16 protein-coding genes and 2 pseudogenes are annotated in these 21,980 nt (G+C 40.3%); 13 read left to right on the forward strand and 5 right to left on the reverse strand.

Going from position 1 to position 21,980, the window contains the following annotated elements; genetic code table 11:
• The first annotated feature begins 262 nt into the window (after window positions 1–262).
• The 3 genes from P4361_RS22735 to P4361_RS22745 are packed head-to-tail and all read left to right on the forward strand — an operon-like array spanning window position 263 to window position 3,856.
• A complete protein-coding gene (locus tag P4361_RS22735; RefSeq protein WP_328091146.1) occupies window positions 263–751 on the forward strand; it encodes a zinc ribbon domain-containing protein in 489 nt (162 codons plus the stop codon).
• Between the two features lie 12 nt (window positions 752–763).
• Window positions 764–2,401 carry a zinc ribbon domain-containing protein gene (locus P4361_RS22740; RefSeq protein ID WP_328091147.1) on the forward strand — a complete coding sequence of 546 codons (1,638 nt, stop codon included), beginning with the start codon at window positions 764–766 and terminating at the stop codon, window positions 2,399–2,401.
• A gap of 33 nt (window positions 2,402–2,434) precedes the next feature.
• Window positions 2,435–3,856 carry a zinc ribbon domain-containing protein gene (locus tag P4361_RS22745; protein WP_328091148.1) on the forward strand — a complete coding sequence of 474 codons (1,422 nt, stop codon included), beginning with the start codon at window positions 2,435–2,437 and terminating at the stop codon, window positions 3,854–3,856.
• Between the two features lie 60 nt (window positions 3,857–3,916).
• Here P4361_RS22745 and P4361_RS22750 read toward each other — a convergent pair whose 3' ends face one another.
• Both P4361_RS22750 and cls read right to left on the reverse strand, forming a co-directional pair.
• A complete protein-coding gene (locus P4361_RS22750) occupies window positions 3,917–4,447 on the reverse strand; it encodes a DUF2179 domain-containing protein (protein WP_062237578.1) in 531 nt (176 codons plus the stop codon).
• Between the two features lie 231 nt (window positions 4,448–4,678).
• The gene (gene cls, locus P4361_RS22755) at window positions 4,679–5,911 is read right to left on the reverse strand and encodes a cardiolipin synthase (protein ID WP_328091150.1); all 1,233 of its coding nucleotides are present in this window, start codon (window positions 5,909–5,911) and stop codon (window positions 4,679–4,681) included.
• A 131-nt stretch (window positions 5,912–6,042) separates the two neighbouring features.
• On the opposite strand from cls, the gene P4361_RS22760 reads away from it, so the two are divergent.
• The 3 genes from P4361_RS22760 (at window position 6,043) to P4361_RS22770 (ending at window position 7,791) form a co-directional block, all read left to right on the forward strand.
• Entirely contained in the window at window positions 6,043–6,534 is a 492-nt protein-coding gene (locus P4361_RS22760) for a VanZ family protein (RefSeq protein ID WP_328091152.1), read from the forward strand.
• Window positions 6,535–6,618: 84 nt separating this feature from the next.
• Entirely contained in the window at window positions 6,619–7,434 is an 816-nt protein-coding gene (locus tag P4361_RS22765; protein WP_328091153.1) for a hypothetical protein, read from the forward strand.
• A 234-nt stretch (window positions 7,435–7,668) separates the two neighbouring features.
• The gene (locus P4361_RS22770; RefSeq protein ID WP_139223335.1) at window positions 7,669–7,791 is read left to right on the forward strand and encodes a DUF3789 domain-containing protein; all 123 of its coding nucleotides are present in this window, start codon (window positions 7,669–7,671) and stop codon (window positions 7,789–7,791) included.
• An 82-nt stretch (window positions 7,792–7,873) separates the two neighbouring features.
• Here P4361_RS22770 and P4361_RS22775 read toward each other — a convergent pair whose 3' ends face one another.
• Both P4361_RS22775 and P4361_RS22780 read right to left on the reverse strand, forming a co-directional pair.
• Window positions 7,874–8,302 (reverse strand): hypothetical protein, encoded by a 429-nt coding sequence (locus P4361_RS22775; protein WP_328091154.1) that lies wholly within the window; start codon window positions 8,300–8,302, stop codon window positions 7,874–7,876.
• A gap of 94 nt (window positions 8,303–8,396) precedes the next feature.
• Window positions 8,397–9,107 carry a L,D-transpeptidase family protein gene (locus P4361_RS22780; RefSeq protein WP_328091155.1) on the reverse strand — a complete coding sequence of 237 codons (711 nt, stop codon included), beginning with the start codon at window positions 9,105–9,107 and terminating at the stop codon, window positions 8,397–8,399.
• A gap of 76 nt (window positions 9,108–9,183) precedes the next feature.
• On the opposite strand from P4361_RS22780, the gene P4361_RS22785 reads away from it, so the two are divergent.
• From P4361_RS22785 to P4361_RS22795, 3 genes are all read left to right on the forward strand, one after another.
• The gene (locus tag P4361_RS22785; protein WP_328091156.1) at window positions 9,184–10,776 is read left to right on the forward strand and encodes a M14 family zinc carboxypeptidase; all 1,593 of its coding nucleotides are present in this window, start codon (window positions 9,184–9,186) and stop codon (window positions 10,774–10,776) included.
• Window positions 10,777–10,949: 173 nt separating this feature from the next.
• Window positions 10,950–12,557 (forward strand): M14 family metallocarboxypeptidase, encoded by a 1,608-nt coding sequence (locus tag P4361_RS22790; RefSeq protein WP_328091157.1) that lies wholly within the window; start codon window positions 10,950–10,952, stop codon window positions 12,555–12,557.
• A gap of 468 nt (window positions 12,558–13,025) precedes the next feature.
• Entirely contained in the window at window positions 13,026–15,899 is a 2,874-nt protein-coding gene (locus tag P4361_RS22795; RefSeq protein ID WP_328091159.1) for a hypothetical protein, read from the forward strand.
• A gap of 821 nt (window positions 15,900–16,720) precedes the next feature.
• On the opposite strand, the pseudogene P4361_RS22800 reads toward P4361_RS22795, so the two are convergent.
• Window positions 16,721–16,927 (reverse strand): annotated as a pseudogene (locus P4361_RS22800) (IS3 family transposase); the annotation flags it as partial.
• A 137-nt stretch (window positions 16,928–17,064) separates the two neighbouring features.
• Between P4361_RS22800 and P4361_RS22805 the strand changes: the two are divergent.
• The 4 genes and pseudogenes from P4361_RS22805 to P4361_RS22820 all read left to right on the forward strand — a co-directional run.
• Window positions 17,065–17,331, forward strand: a pseudogene (locus P4361_RS22805) (IS3 family transposase); the annotation flags it as partial.
• A gap of 179 nt (window positions 17,332–17,510) precedes the next feature.
• Window positions 17,511–17,681, forward strand: a complete 171-nt coding sequence (locus P4361_RS22810; RefSeq protein WP_328091161.1) for a hypothetical protein — start codon at window positions 17,511–17,513, stop codon at window positions 17,679–17,681.
• 450 nt (window positions 17,682–18,131) lie between these two features.
• Window positions 18,132–19,490, forward strand: coding sequence for a N,N-dimethylformamidase beta subunit family domain-containing protein (locus P4361_RS22815; protein WP_328091163.1), 1,359 nt, complete (start codon window positions 18,132–18,134; stop codon window positions 19,488–19,490).
• Window positions 19,491–19,974: 484 nt separating this feature from the next.
• Window positions 19,975–21,957: a CDP-glycerol glycerophosphotransferase family protein gene (locus P4361_RS22820; RefSeq protein WP_328091164.1), complete on the forward strand. Its 1,983-nt coding sequence runs from the start codon at window positions 19,975–19,977 to the stop codon at window positions 21,955–21,957.
• The last annotated feature ends 23 nt before the right edge of the window (window positions 21,958–21,980 follow it).

The raw sequence follows: 21,980 nt of genomic DNA on the forward strand, positions 1-21,980 counted from the left end.
ATCAAAAAAGTTCCTATCCCAATACAATGGGATAGGAACTTTTTTGATTGTAAATTGTAAATTTATAACAAGTATCGGCATTCATTTTCCTCATAAAAAGAAAAAATGAGAAATATAGTAAATAAAAGATAGTCTTTTAGTCATATATCGGTATAATAAAAAAGTAGTAAAAAAGGAAGGCTTTGGGCTGATACATAAGGGGACATCGTCCTTAGGACGCTATTCTATATATTTTAAAGGTGAAAAAGGGGAGAAAAATTTTATGTCAGATTTGCAGGCTAAGTTAGGGGATGGACTTACCAAAATTCAGGGCAGCCTCCAGCAGGGAAAGCAGAAGCTGCATACTGCCCAAGAAGTGGGACAGCTCAGGAAAACGGGAGCAGAAGCATCGGCTAAACGGCTCGAGCTTATCGTGGGATTAGGGGAAGAAGTCTATTCTTTGATCCGCAAAGGTGAGTTTGTTCCTGCTCATTTATCACGTATGGCAGAAGAGATTCAAGTACAGGATACTGCGATTTTCCAGGTGAACAGAACCATTGAAGAGCTGAACCGTAAAAATACCGACGGCGGATATTCATGCTCATGCGGAGCACCTGTCAGTTCCGCTGACAAATTTTGCGGCAGCTGCGGAAAACCAGTTGTGATTCCAAACCAGAATAGCGAGCAATATACGCTTCAATGCCGTACATGCAGTGAAATGATTCCAAGCGGATCCGAGTATTGCGGATGCTGCGGAAATAAAACGGTTTAAGGGGGGACTTGCGTGTATTGCAGCAGTTGTGGACATTTAAATGATCCGAACATGAATTATTGCGCCAAAGACGGTGCGGCACTTAACCTTCCCAAAAAACCGAACGGCCTTTTCACAAGCCGGGACTCCAGGTTCTGCTCATCCTGCGGAACAGAAAATGACAGGCAGCAAAACTATTGCCGGTCATGTTCAGCGAGCTTGTTTGCATTAACCAAAGGTAAAGAAGATTTAACATCCATTACAGGGGCAGCTCGTGATACGCTGAAAAACACGGTGAACAGCCAAACCCTGCAAAACGTGAAACAAACCGTTTTGAATTCAAAAAAAGTAAAATTCGCCCTTGGCGGAGCACTGATTTCTTTTTTAGTTGTACTTATTCTTTCATTTGCAATTAACGGGATTTTGAACAAAAAGGTAGAAACGCTTTTAGAAAATGATGAAATTAGTGAATTTAATGTAGGTTCCATTCTGTCAGAGATGGGCTCCCTTGGAGACGGGGTCGATGCCCCCGAGCCTGATTCGCTGGTAGGTGTGACAGACTGGATTCTTGCTTCGCATATGGTGGATTCGACCATTCACGCAGGGATCAAGGGAAGTGCAGGAGGAGAAACGCATTCAAGCAGCGCTGATTTTGAAACAAAGTCCGGTGTGCTTATTCTGCTCCTCATTCCGTTCATCGGCCTTGTGGCTGGGGGATATTTTTATGCTGCGAAAAACAAAAGTGAAGCTTTGGCAAACCGCTTTAGCGCCGCTTTAATTATTGGTGCTGTATATGCACTGGTCCTTGCCATCCTGTCTTTCTTTGCAGGATTCTCCTATAACCTTTCTGTTAATGAAGAATTTATGAAAATGCATCTTTCCATCGATACGGATTATTCATTCTGGGGCTCATTGTTCAATGGCTTTGTAATCGGAACATTGTTCAGCTTCCTTGGGACTTTGCTCCAGCTCGGTGCTTTCAAAACGACAGGGCATCTATCTTCACGCCTTTCCTATGGAGAGCCGATCCATCAGGCGGCAAGCACACTTGTACGCGGTGTGATTTTAACAACCTTGGTGCTCTTTATCGTCAGTGTAATCAAGATTAACGATCAGGCAGCTCCTTCTGAAGATGTACCTTGGACGGCCGTTTTCGTATTCATAACGCAGCTGGGTTTATATGTTTGGAACATTCTTAACTTCTCTACCTTCAAGTTCCAGGGTACAGCTGACGGTGATTCCGGGTCCTTGCATTTGTCCCTGTTTTCAGGGGCAGGCGGCACAGCTACAGATAACTCTATTGTATCCGGTTTTCGCTATGCGATTGAAGAAACACTGAACCTTGATGCTTACATGTATCTTGGGCTGCTCATTCCGGTTGTACTGTTTCTCTATGCCGGCTACCGCATTTATTTAAAATCACAGAATTTCAACAAAGATTTACTCATTTTCAGTGCGGTATACAGTGTGCTGCTCACGTTTATTATTACGGCAACACGTTTAGCGATTACGGTATCAGGTGACTTGATGAACCAAATGAGTATGGACGATATGGGAGGCATTCATTTTTCTCTCGGTTTCTCCTTCTTCGGCACGTTGTTTGCCAGCCTGATTTTCTCGGCGCTCCTTGCTTATGCGGGAAGCTATATTGCACGTTTAAGACAACATTAAAAAGAGTTTGATATAAAAGAAAGAGGGGAAACCATGAATTTTTGCAAGGAATGCGGAAACCAGCTGCCTGCGGGCAGCGGCTTCTGCAAAAACTGCGGAACACCGTACAAAGGACAGGACCCAGCTCCAGCTCCAGCGGAGCCGACAGGGACCCGTTCTTCAGAGAAAAGCAAGCGCCCCAACAAGCCGTTGATCATTTCAGTGGCTGCCCTGGTGGTCCTTCTCATTGCCGGTTTTACGGCTTATAAAGTGATAGAGGGCAAAACAGGTCCGTCTGCTACCGTGAAGAATTTTAAAGAGGCTATTGAAAACAAAGACACGGAAGCGGTAAAAGGCTTTATTAACGAAGGGCAGTCTGAAATTGAAGCTGATGACAAGACTGCGAAAGACTTTATTGAATATGCCAGTAAAAACAACTCGTTTTCATCAGCGATCGATTCTCTGGAAAAACAAGCAAGCGGGATGGACGGCGAGACACTTGCCCGTCCGATTACCGACGATCATGACAATGAATGGCTTCAATTGAAAAGAGACGGCAAAGAATGGCTGTTCTTTGATCACTATGTGGTCGAGGTCAAACCGGTAACCGTTAAAGTGACTTCTAATTTTGAAGATTCATCCGTTTATCTGGACGGCAAGAAAAGAGGAATTCTGGATCAAGAGGACGGCATCGTAAAAGCAGGGGAAATCCTGCCGGGAAGCCATAATGTAAAAGTGGAGTACAAAGGAGAGTACGCAACCCTCTCCGATGACGTGGACGTTGATGTGTCAGAAGCGGAAAAAAACCTGCTTGAAGTGGAGGTTCCTCTTGAAGGGAAATACGTTTACATCAGTTCCAACTATGGTGATGCCAACCTGTTTGTCAACGGCAAGGACACCGGCAAAACAATCGATGACATCGATAAATTCGGGCCGGTGGCTACAGACGGTTCCATTTCGCTTCATGCCGAAAAAAACTTTGACGTCGGAAAAATGAAAAGTGAATCGGTTGTGATCAACAACGATGAAGACGTGAGCCTGGACATTGACTATGATGAAACGGCCATGGCAGCACAAGACGAAACAATGGATGACGATAGTGGATTATATAAAGATGAAGTTAAGAACTTTATGCGTGAGTACGTCAAACTGTCTATAGAAGCGTTGAACACCCATGATTTCTCGCTGATCTCCGATTATCTCGATGAAAGCGGAGATGCATACGATGAAACGAGCAAGTACATCGATTATGTGAACGAAAAAGGAATCACAGAAAAATTGGTGGATTATGAAGTGTTTGACGTTGAGCAGTTCGATGAAAAAATGATCCATGTTTCAGCATACGAAACCTTTGATATTACGTATGGCGATGGAGAAACAAAGAGAAAGAAATTCAAATCCCGCTATGCGGTATATGCTCCATACGATGGAGGCTACTATATTAACAAGCTGCTCGAAACCAAAGAAGTGAAATAATATCGTACAGAAAAAGGTGCCAGGCACCGCAAATATGCGGGTGCCTGGCACCTTTTCAATTTATTTTGCATGTTTATCTTTCTTCATGCTCTTTGTAAGGTAGCCGCCTTTAAAGCTGCGGATCTCGAAGGAGACGAGGAAGGCTTTTGGAGCGATTTCGTCGATAATGCGGAGGAGTTCTTTTTCCCGGCTTCTTTTCGCCAGTACATCCAGACGAAACCGCGCATTTTCTTCGCGCCCTTCACCTTGATAGACGGTTACGCCGAATCCTTCTTCGCGAAGACGGTTCACCAGTTTTTCTGACCGGTCGAGCAGGTTGATCTGGTGGGTCACGTAGCCGATGGCCAATTTATTCTCAAGCACTCCGCCCAGCAGGAGTCCTACTCCAAATCCGAGAGCGTAGGCGACAATGTTCCAAATGTTCGACATATCTTGAAACACGATCCCGAGGGACAAGACGTTGATGGCCGCTTCAACCACCCCGATGACACTCGCTTTTCGTGTTTCGCCTTTAACAAGCAAGATGGTACGGACGGTCACAATCGGAAGTAGAGATAGCTGCATCAGGAAAATAATGAGGGGTTGCCACATGTGAGTTGGACCTCCTTGAACGTAGTTCTGTTATTCGTGACAGTGTAACACAGCATGGTTATTTTTTCTTGTTGCTCTGTGCCTATTTCTTTTCTAGCAAAATTGTCACACGGTGTCGTATTATGTTTTACCTTAAATAGAAGCAGTGAAACACGATATGTGAAAGTAAACGCTTTCAAGAGCGAAGTTATTTAAACAACTAAAAACAGACGGCCTATTTCACCGTCTATTCTATAAGAACCGGGAGAGCAGGTTGGCAACTTGTTCCCTTCCTTTTTGAAGCAGAGGTCTCTTTTGGTAGCTTTCATAGGTAAGAAGTTCGGAACGCCGGATGTCCTCTTCAATCGATTCTTTTACCATGTTTATAAAAGAAGGGGTATAGAAGAACCCGTTCATTTCATCATTTAAATAGAAGCTTCTCTTGTTAAAGTTCCCTGAACCGATATTACACAGCTCATCATCCACGACAATGACCTTGGAATGGTAGAACCCTTGGTAGAAGCGATAAATCTTGCAGCCATGCGGCAAAAGCAGGCCATAGTACCTGAAAGCAGCTTCCTTTACGAGCGGGTAATCGGCCTGAAACGGCACTAGGATTTTAACATCTACTCCTCTTTTTATAGCTTTAATGAGCTCATCGGTCAGTTCCTTTCCAGGAATAAAATAAGGGGTGCAGATATACAGCTCCTTTTTTGCATGTTTAACAAGGGCAAGGAAGATATCCTGCAAATGTGCTCCGTTTGTGCTTTCAAAATGATGCTCGATTCCACCGGCTACCTTGACGTTCTCCTGCGGCAGATAGGTTTGCTTCTCTTGTGTGGCAACGTTCCAATCTCTGTAAAACTGATTCCGCAGGTCATCCACACTTTTCCCCTGAACCTTCAGATGGTAATCTCTCCAATAGCCAAGCTTCGGATTGTTTCCGAGATATTCTTCGCCCAAGTTAAATCCGCCGATATAGCCGATCGTCCCATCGATCACACTGATTTTCCGATGGTTGTGGGTAAGGGAGGTGAAAAGCAAGTAAGGAAGACGAGGCTTATTGGAAAAAGCCACTTTCATTCCTTCATCCCGGCAGAGTTTGATCTCTGCTTTCTTCACATTTTTTGAGCCATAATGGTCGAGCAGCAGCCGTACGGTAAGGCCTTCTTTTGCTTTCTGGCGCAGGATACTGAGAAATTCATTGCAGATCTTGTCGTCGCACATGGTATAAAACTGAATCTCCAATGACTTTTTTGCATTCCGAATGTCGTCAAAATAGCGGGTATACAGCTCACTTCCGTCGATAAAGAGAGTTAGTTCGCCGCTGCGTTTTGGATATTGCTTTATGCCATGCAGGTTCAGGTGTTTTTTATATCCGAGGTAATAGCTTAGCCATAGTAAAAATACGATTATAATGAGAATGAGTACTGTTATGATCAGTGCGTACATCGTAAAGGATAACCTCCATAGGTTTATAATCATGCCGTTTCCTTCACAGTTTTGCTCAATATAGGCAGATTCATTCAATCGATGCCTCTAGAAATTGCACGCTTTCCATAGTATATTGGCTTATATATATGTGAACGTAAGACAGGGGAAAGCCAGGTGTACTCATGAAACGCTTTTTATTTTATTGGCTGCCGGTCCTTTTAGCAGCCGGCGGTATTTTTTACTCTTCAGCCACGCCTTATGAAAAACAGGACATGCGGCCGACGCTCTCGCATTATTTGGACCCTAAAATGATCGCAAACTTCTTCTCGTCCACCGTGTTCCAATATTCCGGTGAGGAAGTCAGTGTCCAGGCACTAGGCCCGGCTGGATTTGTAGAGTTCCTCATCCGGAAATTGGCTCATTTCTCAGTTTATCTTTTGTTAGCCTTTCTTTTATTCAGAGTGCTGCGCTTTTATTTTAATAGAGGAAAGACGTTCATCCTGTCGTTTGTCCTGACAGTAGCCTATGCAGCGTCGGATGAAATTCACCAGCATTTTACCGCGGGGCGTTCACCGCATGTGGAAGATGTTATGATCGATGCAACCGGTGGATTAGTAGGGATAATAATTGCGGTGCTGATTTACTGGAGGCATTTTCGTCGAAAAGCACAATAATTTTTCGACAATTATTTTATTTCCCCATGTAAGCTAGCCATTTTCTGCCGATATCTTTAATAACAGAGATGGAAGCGGGGGAAAATGTTGAAAAAGAAGAAGAAGTTTTTATACGTCATGATTTGTATTATCTGCCTGGGAAGTCTGGGATTTGGGAATTTCTATTATAATATGAAGCTTGAAAATACAGCTAATGCTGCAAAAAAAGCACTTCAAGATGATTCCATTGTAAAAGAAACTGCCGAAGAGGCAACAGTTAATAGTGCTGATGTTCTCAGTGAAAAACTGACAAAAAATTTTCCTGAGGATTTATCTGTAAAAATAACAGAAAAAATTAACGCCGGGAAAACTGTGAAACTTGCAGCACTAGGTTCTGAATCAACATCCACTGACAAGGGTTCGTGGGGAGAGCTTTTGCAAAAAGACTTGGATAAAGCTTATGGAAAAGGTGCAATAGAAGTTACAGCAGAAGGTATTAAGGATGATCTTTCAATTAATATTATAAAAGATAAAAAGTATAAAACGCTTTTAGAGCAGAAACCTGATATTCTGCTCATCGAGCCATTTTTATTGAATGATAATGGAAACGTAAAAGTGGAAGATACTTTGGGAAGCCTTGATATCCTTCTCGCTGATGTGAAAAAGATATCGGAAGACACAACAGTAATGATCCAACCTCCAAATCCTATTTATAAACCTGTTTTTTACTTGGACCAGGTGAACAAGTTAGAAGAGTTCACCAAGGAAAATGAACTTATTTATTTGAACCACTGGGGAGCATGGCCGGACCAAAACTCGGAAGAAATGAAAATGTACGTGGATATGAACACTTACCAGCCGACTGAAAAAGGTGAAAAAGTTTGGGCGAAATACCTTATAAATTATTTCACAGGAAAATAAAGAAGAAAAAATCTCTCTTGGGATCGTGCTAAGAGAGATTTTTCTCTGTTAAACGTTCGTTTAAAAAGGTTGTCGGTCTATCTTTTGGACTTCTAAATTGGTTCGACACCGTTTTGTGCCCGAAAATAGTATATTTAAGTTTGGTTCTTGATAATAGTCCGGAATATTTGTTTTAGTAACGAAAACTTTAGGTAATATTTGAAGATACAATCAAGAGGTATTGGAGGTTCAATCATGCTGATGTTTATCGCGGGCTGTTTTGTCGGATCTATCCTTACTGTCTTCATTATGAGCCTAATGTTTGTATCAAAACGAGCAGATGAAACGAGTGAAAGACAGCATAAAGCAAAAGAATAGTAAAAAGTAAAATAACAAGGTGCCAGGCACCGCAGTTACACAAGTGTGTAATTCCGGTGCCTGGCACCTTTTCGTTTATCTCCTATTGCTGGCGTTTCTTGATTTCCTTCAGTGCCACCAGTTTTAAGGCTTCCATTTCTTTTGGGGTAAGCTTTTCATTCAATGTGGCTTCGATCTCTCGCCGCTCTTGGGGAGAGATCCCGTTAAGGGCTTTGTTCTTCATGTCTTTCAGGTCATCCATGCCGACTTTTTTAATGACGGTCTTCAGAGCTTCTTCTTTCGTATGAAAAGGGAGGTTCTTCTTTGCAGCCAGGGCATCGAGGTCTCCGCTATTCTTTACATACTGTGCAACTTCAGGGTCATCCATCAACTTGTCAACGTCCTTGTTGCCCACGATCTGAGTGGCCACCTGATCTACCAGCTTGTTTGCACTAAAATTGACAATAGCGTTGTAAGCAAAGTAGCCAATACCGCCAATCAGCAATACAAACACCCCAACCCATTTCATCATCGAATAAGCCCCCGTGTTTTTGTTTTTTTCATAAATGGTGCCAGGCACCGGCTCTTACATACTTGTGTAATCCCGGTGCCTGGCACCAAAAACTTTAATACATATCCTTCATCTGTTTCTCTGTCCCTTGAATGAACACCGGGTTCTTCGCCGGATCCATCCACTTTAACAGCTTCACGACATTATCTTGAGACACTGCCGTACAGCCGGCTGTCGGTTTATCCGACGCTCTCCAAACATGGAAGAAGATCGCACTTCCAGCTCCTTTAACAATCGGATGCGTATTGTACTCGATGACTGCTCCGTAATGATAAAGCGGCTCAAGCTTCATGCGTTCAAAGGACTTCCAGCGCTTTTCCGGATCCCCTTTGTACACGATCCATTTGTTGTAATCCTTGGATGTCACATCATCGACCCAGTAGTCGTACTGATCAGTTTTTGTGTAAGGAAGATCCACGCCGGAAGGTTTCTTAACTGTTCCAAAGCTTCGGCCGATATAAAAGATGCCAGCGGGAGACTTGCCATCACCTTCTTTTTTCTTCGGACTGATGCCGTTTTTCCCGATTACAGCAGGCATGGAGTATTTTTTCACCCATTTGCCCTTTACATACTCATATGCCGTGATTTTGGCCGTGAATTTGTCTGCCTTGTCCGCTGTCACAAATACTGCCTGTTTTGCCTTCTTATCTTTATACACTTTTTTCAGCAAGGCTTTTTGATGAGAAGGCATGGAAACTGCATACGAAGGAGTGAACGAACAGAACGCAAAGATTCCTAAAACTAGTAAACTCAGAAATTTCTTCATTATTCTTTCCTTTCTTTACCGTTTTTCTTTTATTATACAATCTTTGCTATGGCATAAAAGTGTTTAGGAGGTAATTATGAAAAAGAACCTAGTGATTTTCATGCTGGCTATGCTTATTTTCCTATCCGGCATTGCACCAGAGGCTTCAGCAGCAAGCATGGTGAATCCAATTCAAACGTATACATACACAGAAATGACGAGGGACATAAAAGCTCTTGCCAAAAAATATCCAGATCTGATTCAATACCGTTCCCTTGGCAAAAGTCCGTACGGCCGGGAAATCTGGGCCGTTAAACTTGGAAAGGGAGATGCCACTGTTTTCTACAATGCTTCCCACCATGCCAGGGAATGGCTCGGCACCAACATCGTTATGGAAATGATCGACCAATACAGCAGCTCGTATGCCAGCAAGAAAAAGTTTGATGGCTATGATGTTCGAACTCTATTAAATGATGTTTCCATCTGGTTTGTGCCTATGGTGAATCCCGACGGAGTAACCCTTCAGCAGCAGGGAGTCTCCGCTTTTCCGAAATCCGTACAAAGCAAGCTGATCAAAATGAATAAAGGAAGCAGAAACTTTAAGCACTGGAAAGCGAACGGCCAGGGCATTGATCTAAATCGCCAATATCCTGCAGGATGGAACCTTCTTTCCAAGCGCATCAGCGGGCCAGCTTCCCAGAATTACAATGGAAAAAAGCCGCTTGAAACGATTGAAACAAAGCTCATGTATGACTTTACCTATTATGTAGATCCGGAGGCTACCATTTCCTATCATACATCGGGGAGAATTCTCTACTGGCATTATCGTACGAAAAAAGAAAACTACAGCCGCGATTATACGATGGCAAAAGCGATTGGTTCGATGACCGGCTACCGCCTTGTAGCTCCTAGCAATTCGGCCAGCGGAGGAGGCTATAAAGACTGGTTTGTTTCATCATTCGGCCGCCCAGGGTTTACACCTGAACTCAGTTATCACGTCGGGGAAACCAATGTGCCGGTTAAGATGATTTCCGAAGAATGGCGCCGAAACAAAAAAGTGGGTCTATACGTTGCAAATGAAGGACGAAAGCTGTGGGAAAAGAAAATTAAGAAAGTAAACATGCCGATCACAACCTTTGATTCTATCAATTTGTATGACCGCCCCGGAGCAGCCTATAAAACAAAAGCAGTATTCAAGCCGCAAAAGGTAACGGTGATTGCCGTGAAAGGAAACTATTTCAGGCTGAACACAGCATCGGGTAAAAAGTGGATCCCTCAGGATCACTACTTAAAAGGGTCCTATAACGTCATTGACCTAGTAAAAAAACCAAAAGCTCTTCTATTAAAAGAAAAAACCCAGCTGTACAGTCTGCCAGCCACCAGCAAGAAATACGCAAAAACTCTTCCGGCAGGAGAAGTAAAAGCGATTAAAGAAGCCGGAAACTGGTACGGCGTACAAACGAAATACAGCTTAAAGTGGATTCCAAAAACCAAAACAGCAGATTTTAACCCAAAGACAGTTTCCTTGGAAAAAACAACAGAAGCTGACACGGCAGTGTATTTCTTACCATTGGATTCAAGCAACTCAACTGTCACTATCCCTCAAGGAACTGCTATTACCATCACAAAAGAATGGAACAGCTGGCAATACGTAAGCTCCACGGCATATAAAGGCTGGATTAAAAAATAATTTGAGCGCTTTGGTGCCAGGCACCGCGATTACATAAGAATGTAATTGCAGTGCCTGGCACCTTTATTTGACAAAAAGATACGTAATTATCCTTATGTTCTGAATTATTCCTTTTCTAGTATAATTAGAGAGTTAAGGAAAAAACAAAAACTCCATAAAACAGGGGGAAAAGGATGAAAAAAACATTATTTGCTCTAGTACTGGCTGTTCTTGTCGGCCTGTCTGGCTTCAGCTTTACGCCATCGGCTTCGGCAGCCAGCTATGTTAACCCGATTCAGACGTATACATACTCCGAAATGACAACGGATATGAAGCAGCTTGCAAAAGCTTATCCGGATCTTGTTCAATACCGTGCACTCGGCAAAACAAAGTACGGCCGAACCGTCTATGCGATTAAGCTGGGAAAAGGGGACGCCACGGTATTCTACAATGCCTCTCACCACGCACGCGAATGGATCACGACGAACATCGCCATGGAAATGGTGGATGCCTACAGTGATGCCTACAAGAAAAATACAACCTACCAAGGCTACAACGTTCGCAATCTCTTAAATGACGTATCCATCTGGATCGTACCGATGGTTAATCCGGACGGTGTCACCCTTCAGCAATCAGGATTAAAAGAATTTCCGAAGTCTGCACATGCAGGCCTCATCAAAATGAACAAAGGCAGCAAAAACTTCAAGCGCTGGAAAGCCAACGCACAGGGTATTGACCTCAACCGCCAGTATCCAGCCGGCTGGTCTCAAATTCCGCGAAGCGAAGCACCAAAGCCTTCCTATCAAATGTACAAAGGAACAAAGCCCCTTGAGGCACCTGAAGTAAAGCTTCTCTATAACTTCACGTCTTATGTTAACCCGGAAGCAACCATTTCTTATCATACATCCGGGCGCATCCTTTACTGGCACTATCTAAATAAAAAGGCAAACTATAACCGTGACTACGCGATGGCCAAGGAATTCGCAGCCATGACCAAATACAAGCTAGTTAAAGCGAACAATGACGAGAAGGGTGGAGGCTACAAAGACTGGTTCATCACGCAATTCGGCCGTCCTGGCTTAACACCGGAACTGAGCTATCATGTTGGTGAGACCAACCCTCCGGTATCCGTGATCAATGAGGAATGGAACCGAAACCGTAAAGCAGCTCTTTATGTAGCAAATGAAGGAAAGAAGCTGTGGGAGAAGAAATTTACAAAAACGAACACTACGATTACAACGTTCGCGCCATTTAACCTGTACGACCGTCCAAGTTCCACTTACAAAACAAACACAAAGTTAAAAGCGCAAAAGCTGACGGCGATCGGTACAAAAGGCAGCTATTTTAGAATCAGCACAAAAGATTACGGCAAAAAGTGGATTCTAAAAGATAACTATGTTACAGGCACTGTCACTGATTTTCATACAAAACCAAAGACATTTCTCGTAAAAGAAGCAACACCGCTTTACTATTCTCCGATTGCATCCAAGAAAACAACAAGCAAACTTTATGCAGGTGAAGTTCAAGCGATTAAATCATATGGCAGCTATTACGCGGTCAAGACAAAGTTCAATTATGACCTTTGGATCAAGAAGGACAGCAATACAGTAGATTTCAATCCGACAGCTGTGAACCAGCAAGTAGAGCTAAAAGCCGATACACCGCTGTATTCCTTGCCAATCGAAGCAAAGAAAACGACAACCACCCTTAAGCCGCAAACGGTGAAAGCTACGAAAAAATGGAGCAACTGGCTCTATGTAGAAGGAACAGAAGGCAAGGGCTGGATACAACAGAATCAATAGTATTAGGACTAAATAAGGACTGCCATTTGGCAGTCCTTATTTCTTTTTTTCGACAAATGGAAAAAAAGAATAATATTTTCTAAGAAAACTATTAATATCTGACAAAAACTGTCGATAATACTTTTGTAGCAAATAAGGATAAGAAAATAGGCTTATACTTAATGTACTATTAATATTGTAATTTATGTTAATAGGTAGTAAAAAAATAACATTAAGTTTACAAAAAATACTAGCTTTTTATCGTAATTTGTTATATCATATGAAATGTATTACACAGTTGGAAGATTATTCCTATTTTAATATACTAAATACCTAATAGGTGATCTTGTCCGACAAAGGCTTTTGGTTTTAAAAATTAGTTGGAGCTGGCAATAGGTACATAGTTACATAGCTTCCTTGTCCGGAAGGTTTTGCTCTCTGATTAGTTTTTATAAAATAATTGTGATTTAGGAAGGGGAATTTTACGTAATGGACAAAAAGAAAGCTCTTAAGATCGCGACAGCAACGACTGTTGCAGCAAGCGCATTCGTTTCTGTAGCACCAGCAACATTCGCTGCTTCTACATCTACAGCATCTAAAGCTGTAACAAAAGCAGAGGCAGATGCTAAGAAAGTAAAAGATCAATACAATGCAAAGAAACTTGCATTCAAAAAAATCGACACTAAAGTTGCTGTAAGCTCTTATAACAAAGCGGTTGCTGAAGTTAAAAAGCTTAGCAAAGGCAAAACAAAATCTGCTCTAGAAAGCAAACTAAAAGCAGTAAAAGGCATTCACACTTATGCTGCTAACTACAACAAAGCTCTTGACCTTGGTGCTGCTCTTGCAACAGCTACTAAGAACGTAAACGATGAGCTTAAAAAAGCTTCTTTCGATCTTGCTGGAGCTAAAAAAGATCAAGCTGCTCTTAAAACAGCTACAACTAACTTCTCTAAGCATGTAGTAAAAGGTACTGTATACGGTGAAAGCCCACGTGCACAATTCACTGCTAAATACCTTACTCCAGCTAAAACAGCTGCAACTGCAGTAGACAAAAAAATCAAAGCTGTTGAAGCTGAACTTAGCGACGTTAAAATTGCAACTGCTGATGTAGTAGCTCTTGAGTCTGCTGTAAAAGGCCTTAAAGACGAAGCTTCTGTAGCAACTGCAGAAAAACTTCTTACAGCTGCTAAAGCATCTTTTGCTAAAGTTGACACAGCTTCTGTAAAAACTGATCTTTCTAAAAGAATCTCTGCAGCTGAAAAAACACTTGGCGATTTCAAAACTGAGTGGAACGAAGTTAAAACAGCTACAGCTGACGTTGTAAAACTTGAAGAAGCTGTTAAAGCTCTTAAAGATGACGCTACTGTAAAAGCTGCTGAAGACGCTCTTGCAACTGCAAAAGCTTCTTACGCAAAAGTTGACACTGAGACAGTTAAAGCTGATCTTGGAAAACGCATCGAAGACGCTGGAAAAGCAATCGAAGCTAAAAAAGCTGAACTTGCAGTTCCTAAAGTTGAGTCTGTAAGTGCGATTAACGCTAAAACTATCACTGTAACATTCAGCAAAGCTCTTGATGCTAAAACTTTAAAAGCAAACAACGCAGACGTAATTACTATAGCTGCTGGAGAAGGTGCTCTTGACGCTGGTACAATCACTCAAGAAATTAGTGCTGATGGCAAAACTCTTACTCTTAAAGCTCAAAAGTTCTTTAAAGGTGAGTATACAGTAAAAGTTCCTTTTGAAATTGTAAAAGCTGTAAGTGGTCAATTTGTTAGCCCAGTAAACCAAAAGGTAACAGTTAGTGACACTACTGCACCTGTTCTTTCTTCCGCTAAAGCTATTGTAAAAGCGACAACTGAAAAAATTCAAACCATTACACTTGCTTTTGATGAAGATGTAAAAACTATCGATACAGTAAAAATTGGCAACCAAAATTACACACCTGTTGTTGTTGGGAAAACAGCTACAATCAATAATGTTAACCTCGATGCAACTAAATCATATGATGTAACCGTAGTAAATGCTACTGATGCTGCTGGTAACATTAAAGATGTTCAAACAGCTCCTGTCACAGTTTCTGTTGACAATGTAGCGCCATCTATCACAAGTGTTGTACCAGCAGGTGAAAATAAGGTTAAAGTAACACTTGATAAGGAATTAAAAAATGACTCATTAGTTTTATCTGCTAAAGTTGGAACTTTTAACACTAATATCTTTACAAGTGCAGTAGTAAATCCAGAAAACAAAAAAGAGTACACTGTAACATTGAACAGCCTTTACCTATTTAAAAATGGAAGTTCTGACACTGTAACATTGACAGTAGCTAAAGATGCACTACAAGATTCTTTAGGCAATGCTAATGCAACTGAAATCACAAAATCTGTTACTCTTACTAAAGATACAACTGCTCCAACTGTATCTAATGTTGCAACTACAGTGGTAAATGGTAAAGTAACTGCATTTGAATTAACATTTAATGAAGAAGTAACTTCCTTAGACGCTTCTAAAGTTTATGTGGTGAATTCTAAGGGTGAAATCTTGTCTCTTGCAAGCGTAGCAACTCCTTCAGTAAACCTTGCTGATAGCAAAAAGGTCGTATTTACTCTTGCTAATGGCTTAGCAGGAGATAAGTACAGCTTCGATTTAGCAGAAGGATTTGTAACTGATAAGTCACTTGCATCTAACAAAAATGCTAAATATTCATTTATGGTTGATGTAACTGAAGCTGGAAAACCAGTTGAGACTACATTTGCAATCAAAGATGTAGATGAAGCTAATAATATTGTAACAGTTGATTTCGGAACAAAAGTAAAAGCTACAGGAACTGGTTCAGCATTGAATCCAGCATCTTATCTAATCAATGGAGTTACACTACCGGCTGATACTAAGATTGAATTTGCTCCAAACGGCGGTGGAGTGGACCAATCTAAAGTGCTAATTACTCTTCCAGAAGGATTTGTAAAAACTAGTGATACTAAGGCTGTGTTCCGTGTAACTGGAGTACAAACATTAGATAACAAAGTTAGCAATCCTTTCATTACAACTATTGATATTGAAGATAACGCTGCTCCAGAAGCAAAATCATTTGTAGCAACTGACCTTGATGAAATTACTGTAACTTATTCAGAAGCACTAAAAGCAATTGCATTAGGTTCTGATGTTACAGATGAAGTAAAACTTTATGACAGCAAAGGTGCTTCCGTGGCAATTAAAGAGGCAACAGTTTCTGCTGAAGGAAAACTTGTTCTTACAGTGGCTGATTCTTCAGCTATAACAAAGTTAACAACAGTGGAAACTAAAGCTGCAGACATTCTTGACCTTGCGGGGAATATGCAAAAAGCTGGTTTGACTGTAAATAAATAAGTTTTGATTGTGCTGGATTAAGGATTGGAAACAATCTTAATACGGCACCCCTTTCCTGAAATAACCCCAGAGACTTTGGTCTTTGGGGTTATTTTTATAGAGAGACCTGTAGTAATAGTTCATATGCGCTTATGTTTTATTGAATACGTAATAACCTGTAACCCCTTCTGTTAGCTTATATCGTATGTATTTTATGCCTTAATACATACATCCCCCGAATTACACATTAAAAAGACTCCTGGCATAACATATCCTGAACTCTAATTTTTTTATAAAAAGTATCACTTAAAGAAAACATTGCTCCTGTGGTGACAGCTGCTAAGTTAACAGCAGTAGATACTATCAAGTTAACTTTCTCTGAAGTTATCACTTCTGATGTTGCAGATGATTTCGAAGTTCTAATTGGTGGGAAATCTCAAGCTAAACGTCTTTAAAAGGATTGTGCACTCCTCTAAACAACGCTCTAATATTCGATATTCTGTAATCGCTGCTTCTGCTTTATTCGCATTTTTTTAAACTTAATAAATATTCATTTAATACTGTTTTTTTCATATTCTGGTGTATTTTCATTTTTACTTTGCCAATATTTTTCTAAAGTGCGTATCTATTAATCTTCTTTTAATGATGAAATATTAATAGTTTTAACGAATTTTTATAGACAGGAAAAATAAATAGGGGATGGTTTCCCACCTTTGTAAAGTAGCTGGTGTATCTGGTCAGAGTTATTATCACTATTTTTCAGCTGGACAGGTTGAACGAAGAAAAGTGAAGGAGAAAAAGATTCTAAAGGCGTATTTAAGAATAAATTTAGAACTTCAAGAAAGGGGCTTGTAGGGGACTCCCTGTTTAAATTCCCTTTTAAGCAAATTCGGAACAACCTTGTGCGCCTGGGTCGCTTTTATTATCCGCTTGTAGGGATTGGCTCTCCGAATAGGACATTCAATCCCATATTTCTTCATGATTTTTCTGATTAATTTAAGGTTGGCGATAACATCAAACCGAGCGGCCAAAACCATCTTGATCTGGCGAACTTACAGATATCACATACTTGTATTTTGGAAAAGGAAAAAGGGCGTATCTATCCATTATTTTTGACGCAGCAACCAATGAAGTATTAGCGCATAAGGTCTCTGATCGAATAACACTTTATATCGCTACGGATAACCAAGGTGGGCACTATATCAGCCCTGTTTATCAAAAGTTGATTAAAAAATTCAAATGGGCATTCCATGTCCCGAAGGGGAAACTGTTGGGACAACTCCCGTCAGGAATCATTCTTTGGACAACCTGCTGGAGGTAATATCGTGTGAAATCTTTAAAAGAGCTCCAACAAGAAAAAAAGCTGCCATTCGGTAATTAATACAGATACCAATGGAATATGAAAAAGATGACCCCTGTTCAATACAGAGATCATCTTATTAAAGTAGCCTAGCTTTTTTCAATGTCCTTTACAAGGGGTACAGATTAAATTGTCTTTGTGGTTTTTTAGGAAAGGGGTGCCAAATTAAAAATAATATAATCCTTAAATTTAGCACACCTATCTTAATAAAGAATAGCTCTAAAAAGGCTCATTAGAGCTATTTTTTAAAGAGATATTATTGAGTTACAGTAATGTTAGCAGGTACAGAAAGTTTATTTCCAGCAGCATCAAAGATGTCTAAACTGCTAAAAGCTTTCAATGAAATACCAGAAGCTAATTTAGTAGAATCCACATTACTGATCGTAATTGTAGAAACGCCACTAGCAACCGTTACATTTACTTCTTCAGGTGTAAACTTCTGATGATTTTTTAAAGTGGATAAACGACTTTTCTATAAATAAAAAACCAAGAACGGTGGAGATCTAGACCTTCCCACTTGCTTTTTAACGTTTTAAAAACTTTCACTCTTCTACTACTTTTGCTAATAATCAAATATCAAAGTGGTGTAATGAATTAAAAAGAAGAATTAGAGTATTCGTTTATGGACGTTTTTTTTCTTCTTACCTTAAAAATAGTCCCATCTCCTCTTACAACCACAGCAGAAAATAGTATATTTTTGCTGTAGCCTTTAATTTCATATTCCAACTACATAAGAGAATTCCAATCCAACCCTTCCAAAAACCGCACCTATTACCCACACAACCACCAAACACTCCAACCACAAACTCTTTAAAAAACAACACCCACCCATCAAATGATGCAACCAATCTCTATCCTTATGATACTGGAAAATACTCCCAAAGGAGAGGATCATGAAAAAACTATTCTTAATCTTTCTATTTGCCTTCATTACTTTCGAAGGTAATGAATCTGCCCAGGCTGCTGCTGGAGTAAAACCCTCTGATTATCATTGGAAAATTACAAATCCTGCAGGAAAAACACTGCAGGGCTATACCAACACATCCTCTATTGAACCTGGAAAAGTACTCTCATTCTATATTCATAATGAGAAACCGTTTTCTATCGAATTTTATCGAATGGGATACAATGCTGGAGTAGGCTCGGTGTATATGACGAAAACGAACACCTTTCCTGGTAAACCTCAGAATAAACAACCGGAAGGCGAGGCTGCTGAGGCTAATTGGGTGCGAAGCGTTACGTTTACTGTGCCTTCCTATTGGAAAAGCGGCGTGTATATGGCAAAGCTGGTGGATACGAGTCAAAGAGAGAGCTATATTCCTTTTGTAGTAAAGCAGAGCACGCCTAAAGGCCAATTGGGAATTCTTATTTCAACGAATACCTACCAGGCCTACAACAACTGGGGAGGAAAGAGTCTGTACGGTTATAATAGTACAAACAAAACTGCTGGTTATCAGGCGTCCTATAACCGGCCATATACCTCCAACAACGGTTCTGGAGAATTTTTTGCCTATGAATATAATTTTGTCCGCTGGGTGGAACGGCAAAATTATTCCGTTACGTATTTTACAGATCAGGATGTGCACAATGGCGTTCTGAAGAAATCCCAAATTAATGCTCTTATTATTCCTGGCCATGACGAGTATTGGACGATGAACATGAGGAAAGCTATTGATGATAAGGTAAATAGAGAAAAAATGGGGCTGGGAGTTTTTAATGCGAATGTGGCGTATTGGCAGGTGAGATTTGACGAAAAAATCCCTGGGATGATGTATGGGTACAAATACAATCCGGATCCAATCACAGAAACCAATCCACAGTTAACGACTACGCAGTTTCGTGCCAAGCCGGTCAACATGCCGGAAAAGAATTTGCTCGGTCTACAGTATGCAGGGATTCCTAAACCAAAATATAACGATCTTACATTCACGAAACCGCACTGGCTGCTGAAGGGAACTTCCATTAAACCGGGAGATACCATTCGAAATATTATAGGCGGGGAAGTTGATGCGTATGACGGAACCTTTCCAGGTGTTGAAGTTGTTGGCGAGTCCAATATTAACCTTTATGGAGTGAATACGAAATCCCATGTCACTTGGTATCCGCACCCAGGAGGTGGAAAGGTGTTTGCTGCAGGTACGTTCTATTGGAACTGGTATCTGGATCCTTATGGAAAAGGGTATATTGCTTCAACGAATAAGAACATCCAGATCATTACTAAGAATGCGATCAATGAGCTGATTAAGAATTAATTAAACGTTTCAATATAGGTAATAATAGATTAAGAGTTTTTAAGCTCCTGCATGCCTAGTAAAGCATCAGGAGCTTTCATTTAACCATTAGCCCTTCACAGAATCACCGATCCGAACCTTGCGAACTCCCCAAACAACCCTGGAACTGGTCTGAAATTGGTGAATATGAGGTTGATATTCCCGTGTGAAATACATGGAGATTATAACACGATGAATGAAACATCTGATGAAATGCTATTATGAAGAGCATTTGTATTTTTTAACGGCATTCCTCAACATTTTTTCTAGGATATGAAAATGGTATTTCAAATGTGTTTCAACTGCTACTTCACTGAAGGTTCATCTTAAATCCCACTATATTTAATATCCTATTAATGGTATCATAGTATTGTTTTTAACTTATTTGAAATAATTGGTGTTTATCAAAAATCTATAGTGTTGAAAAATATGGAGGGACACTAGGGGAATTATAAAGGAGGAAAACGTGGAACAAAGAGTTTTTAGTTACCATCAGCGTGGAAGTCTTGTTTTATCAGATGACTACTGTGTTTTTAATGGAACCAAAAGCATTAATAAGAAAAAGAAATCAAATATGAAGTATTATGTCTATAGTCAAGAAACCGGAGAAAAGATTAATTTTCCAGACATAGAACCGCTTACCATACTGCAAACCATCAGAGTACCCAGGACGAGAGATGAAAGAGTAGTTTTCTTTGTCGATACAAAAGGGAATCTCTCTTTTATTAAAACCCGGCAAAAAAGCGGGGTAATTAATAGGACACTTGAAAAGCTGGAGAAAACTCCTTTATTCAGAAGTATGGTTTTGCTGCTATTCTATCGTTTTTTATTTATTGGAGTGATGAGGTTTCGAAATTATTCCTTCACCGAGGCTTATCTGGCTTTTGGTTATGATAAAAGTGTAAATGTTAAGATTCACTTTCTCTTTCCGTTAAAAGTTCGGGAACGATTTGCCATGAATACAGGCAGGTTAGCTATGCTTGTACATGCTTACTGGTCCATTGTTCCGATGAAGGATATTTATCAGCATTATGTAGAGACAAGCGAGATTAATACACCTGTTTATATTAGACTTACGAACGAGGATTATGACTTTTGGTTTCATTTAAAGTCAGATTCCAGACACGTCTATAGTAAACGACATTATCTGTACAATACAGGATCGTTTCGTTTAAGGAAGTTGAACAGTGAATTATTCATACGAAAATCAATTACAGGGCAGTATGTTATCGTAATAACAAGTATGATGTCAAAATGGATTGTCCTAAAAGAAGCATTTGCTTACTTGTTTGCCCTTTTTTCATTTAATAAGAAAAAATATGATATTTATTTTGAAAAATTTAGTGCAGGCGCTTCGGAATCAGCTTTTGAACTTTTTAAATTTGCTTATAAGCAAGGTAATCCATGTATCTATATTCTAGAAAAGAGTCACCCGGATTATCAGGCTTTTAAACAGCAATTCGGAAAATCATTTGTTGCCAAGAACAGCTTTTGGTCGTTCTATTATATTTTCCGGGCTCGAAGTTTCCAGTCCTCTGACTTGGTAAGCCATATACAGCGCCGTCTGTATGATAACGACTATTATATTAAGAAAAAAGTCCTTTCTACTGATAAAAAAATCATGCTGCAGCATGGACCGAGCTTGGCTACGAATATTTTCGAACGAGGGTATTTTAATCGTAAAGTACCTATTGCTCCTGATTATTTGCTCGTCAATTCTAACTATGAAAAAGATTTATTCCTGAATCATACCCAATATTCTGATCACGAGCTAATGGTAACGGGCCTCCCTAATCTTGATTTGTACGTAAAGGAGAAAAACACACAGAAAAGCACGATCACCTTCATGCTTACATGGCGGCCATGGGATTTAACTGGGAAAATTGAAGAGGGAAGTTATTTAGATCGATACTTATCTTTTATCAAATTAATTCAAGATGAAGAATTTTATCATGATAAAAAGATCAATATCGTCCTTCACCCGAAGTCTAAAATTATTTTGAAAGAGCAGTTTCCGGAAATCTATGATACTTATGAAAGTTCTTTTTTTGTAGGGGATATTAAGGATGCTCTTCTAAGCAGCAAGGTCGTCATATCGGATTATTCCTCGATTACATATTATGCATTTGCTGGCGGAAGCAATGTCATTTTTTATTGGGAGGATAAAGAATTGGCAGAAGCAGAATATGGTGCTCCAAATATATTGCAAAAAGAGATTGCTTTTGGGGATATCGCGGAGACGTTCCGTGATCTGCACTCGAAAATTGTTAATAGCTACAGTAATACACAAACTTATTATCATATCAGCCAATATTCCAGACTCATTGAATGTACAAATGGGCGGAATACTGGAAACACTTACAATCATATCCAGAAGTACATCATCAATGAAAATAAGCCTGTCTCGTGGGACACTGAACGAAAGTTACCCTCCAATAAAGTGATGTAATTCTGTTTCACCCTTGAGCTCGA

This window comes from Fictibacillus sp. B-59209 (genome assembly GCF_036216745.1).
GTDB classification, from domain to species: Bacteria; Bacillota; Bacilli; order Bacillales; family Fictibacillaceae; genus Fictibacillus_C; species Fictibacillus_C marinisediminis.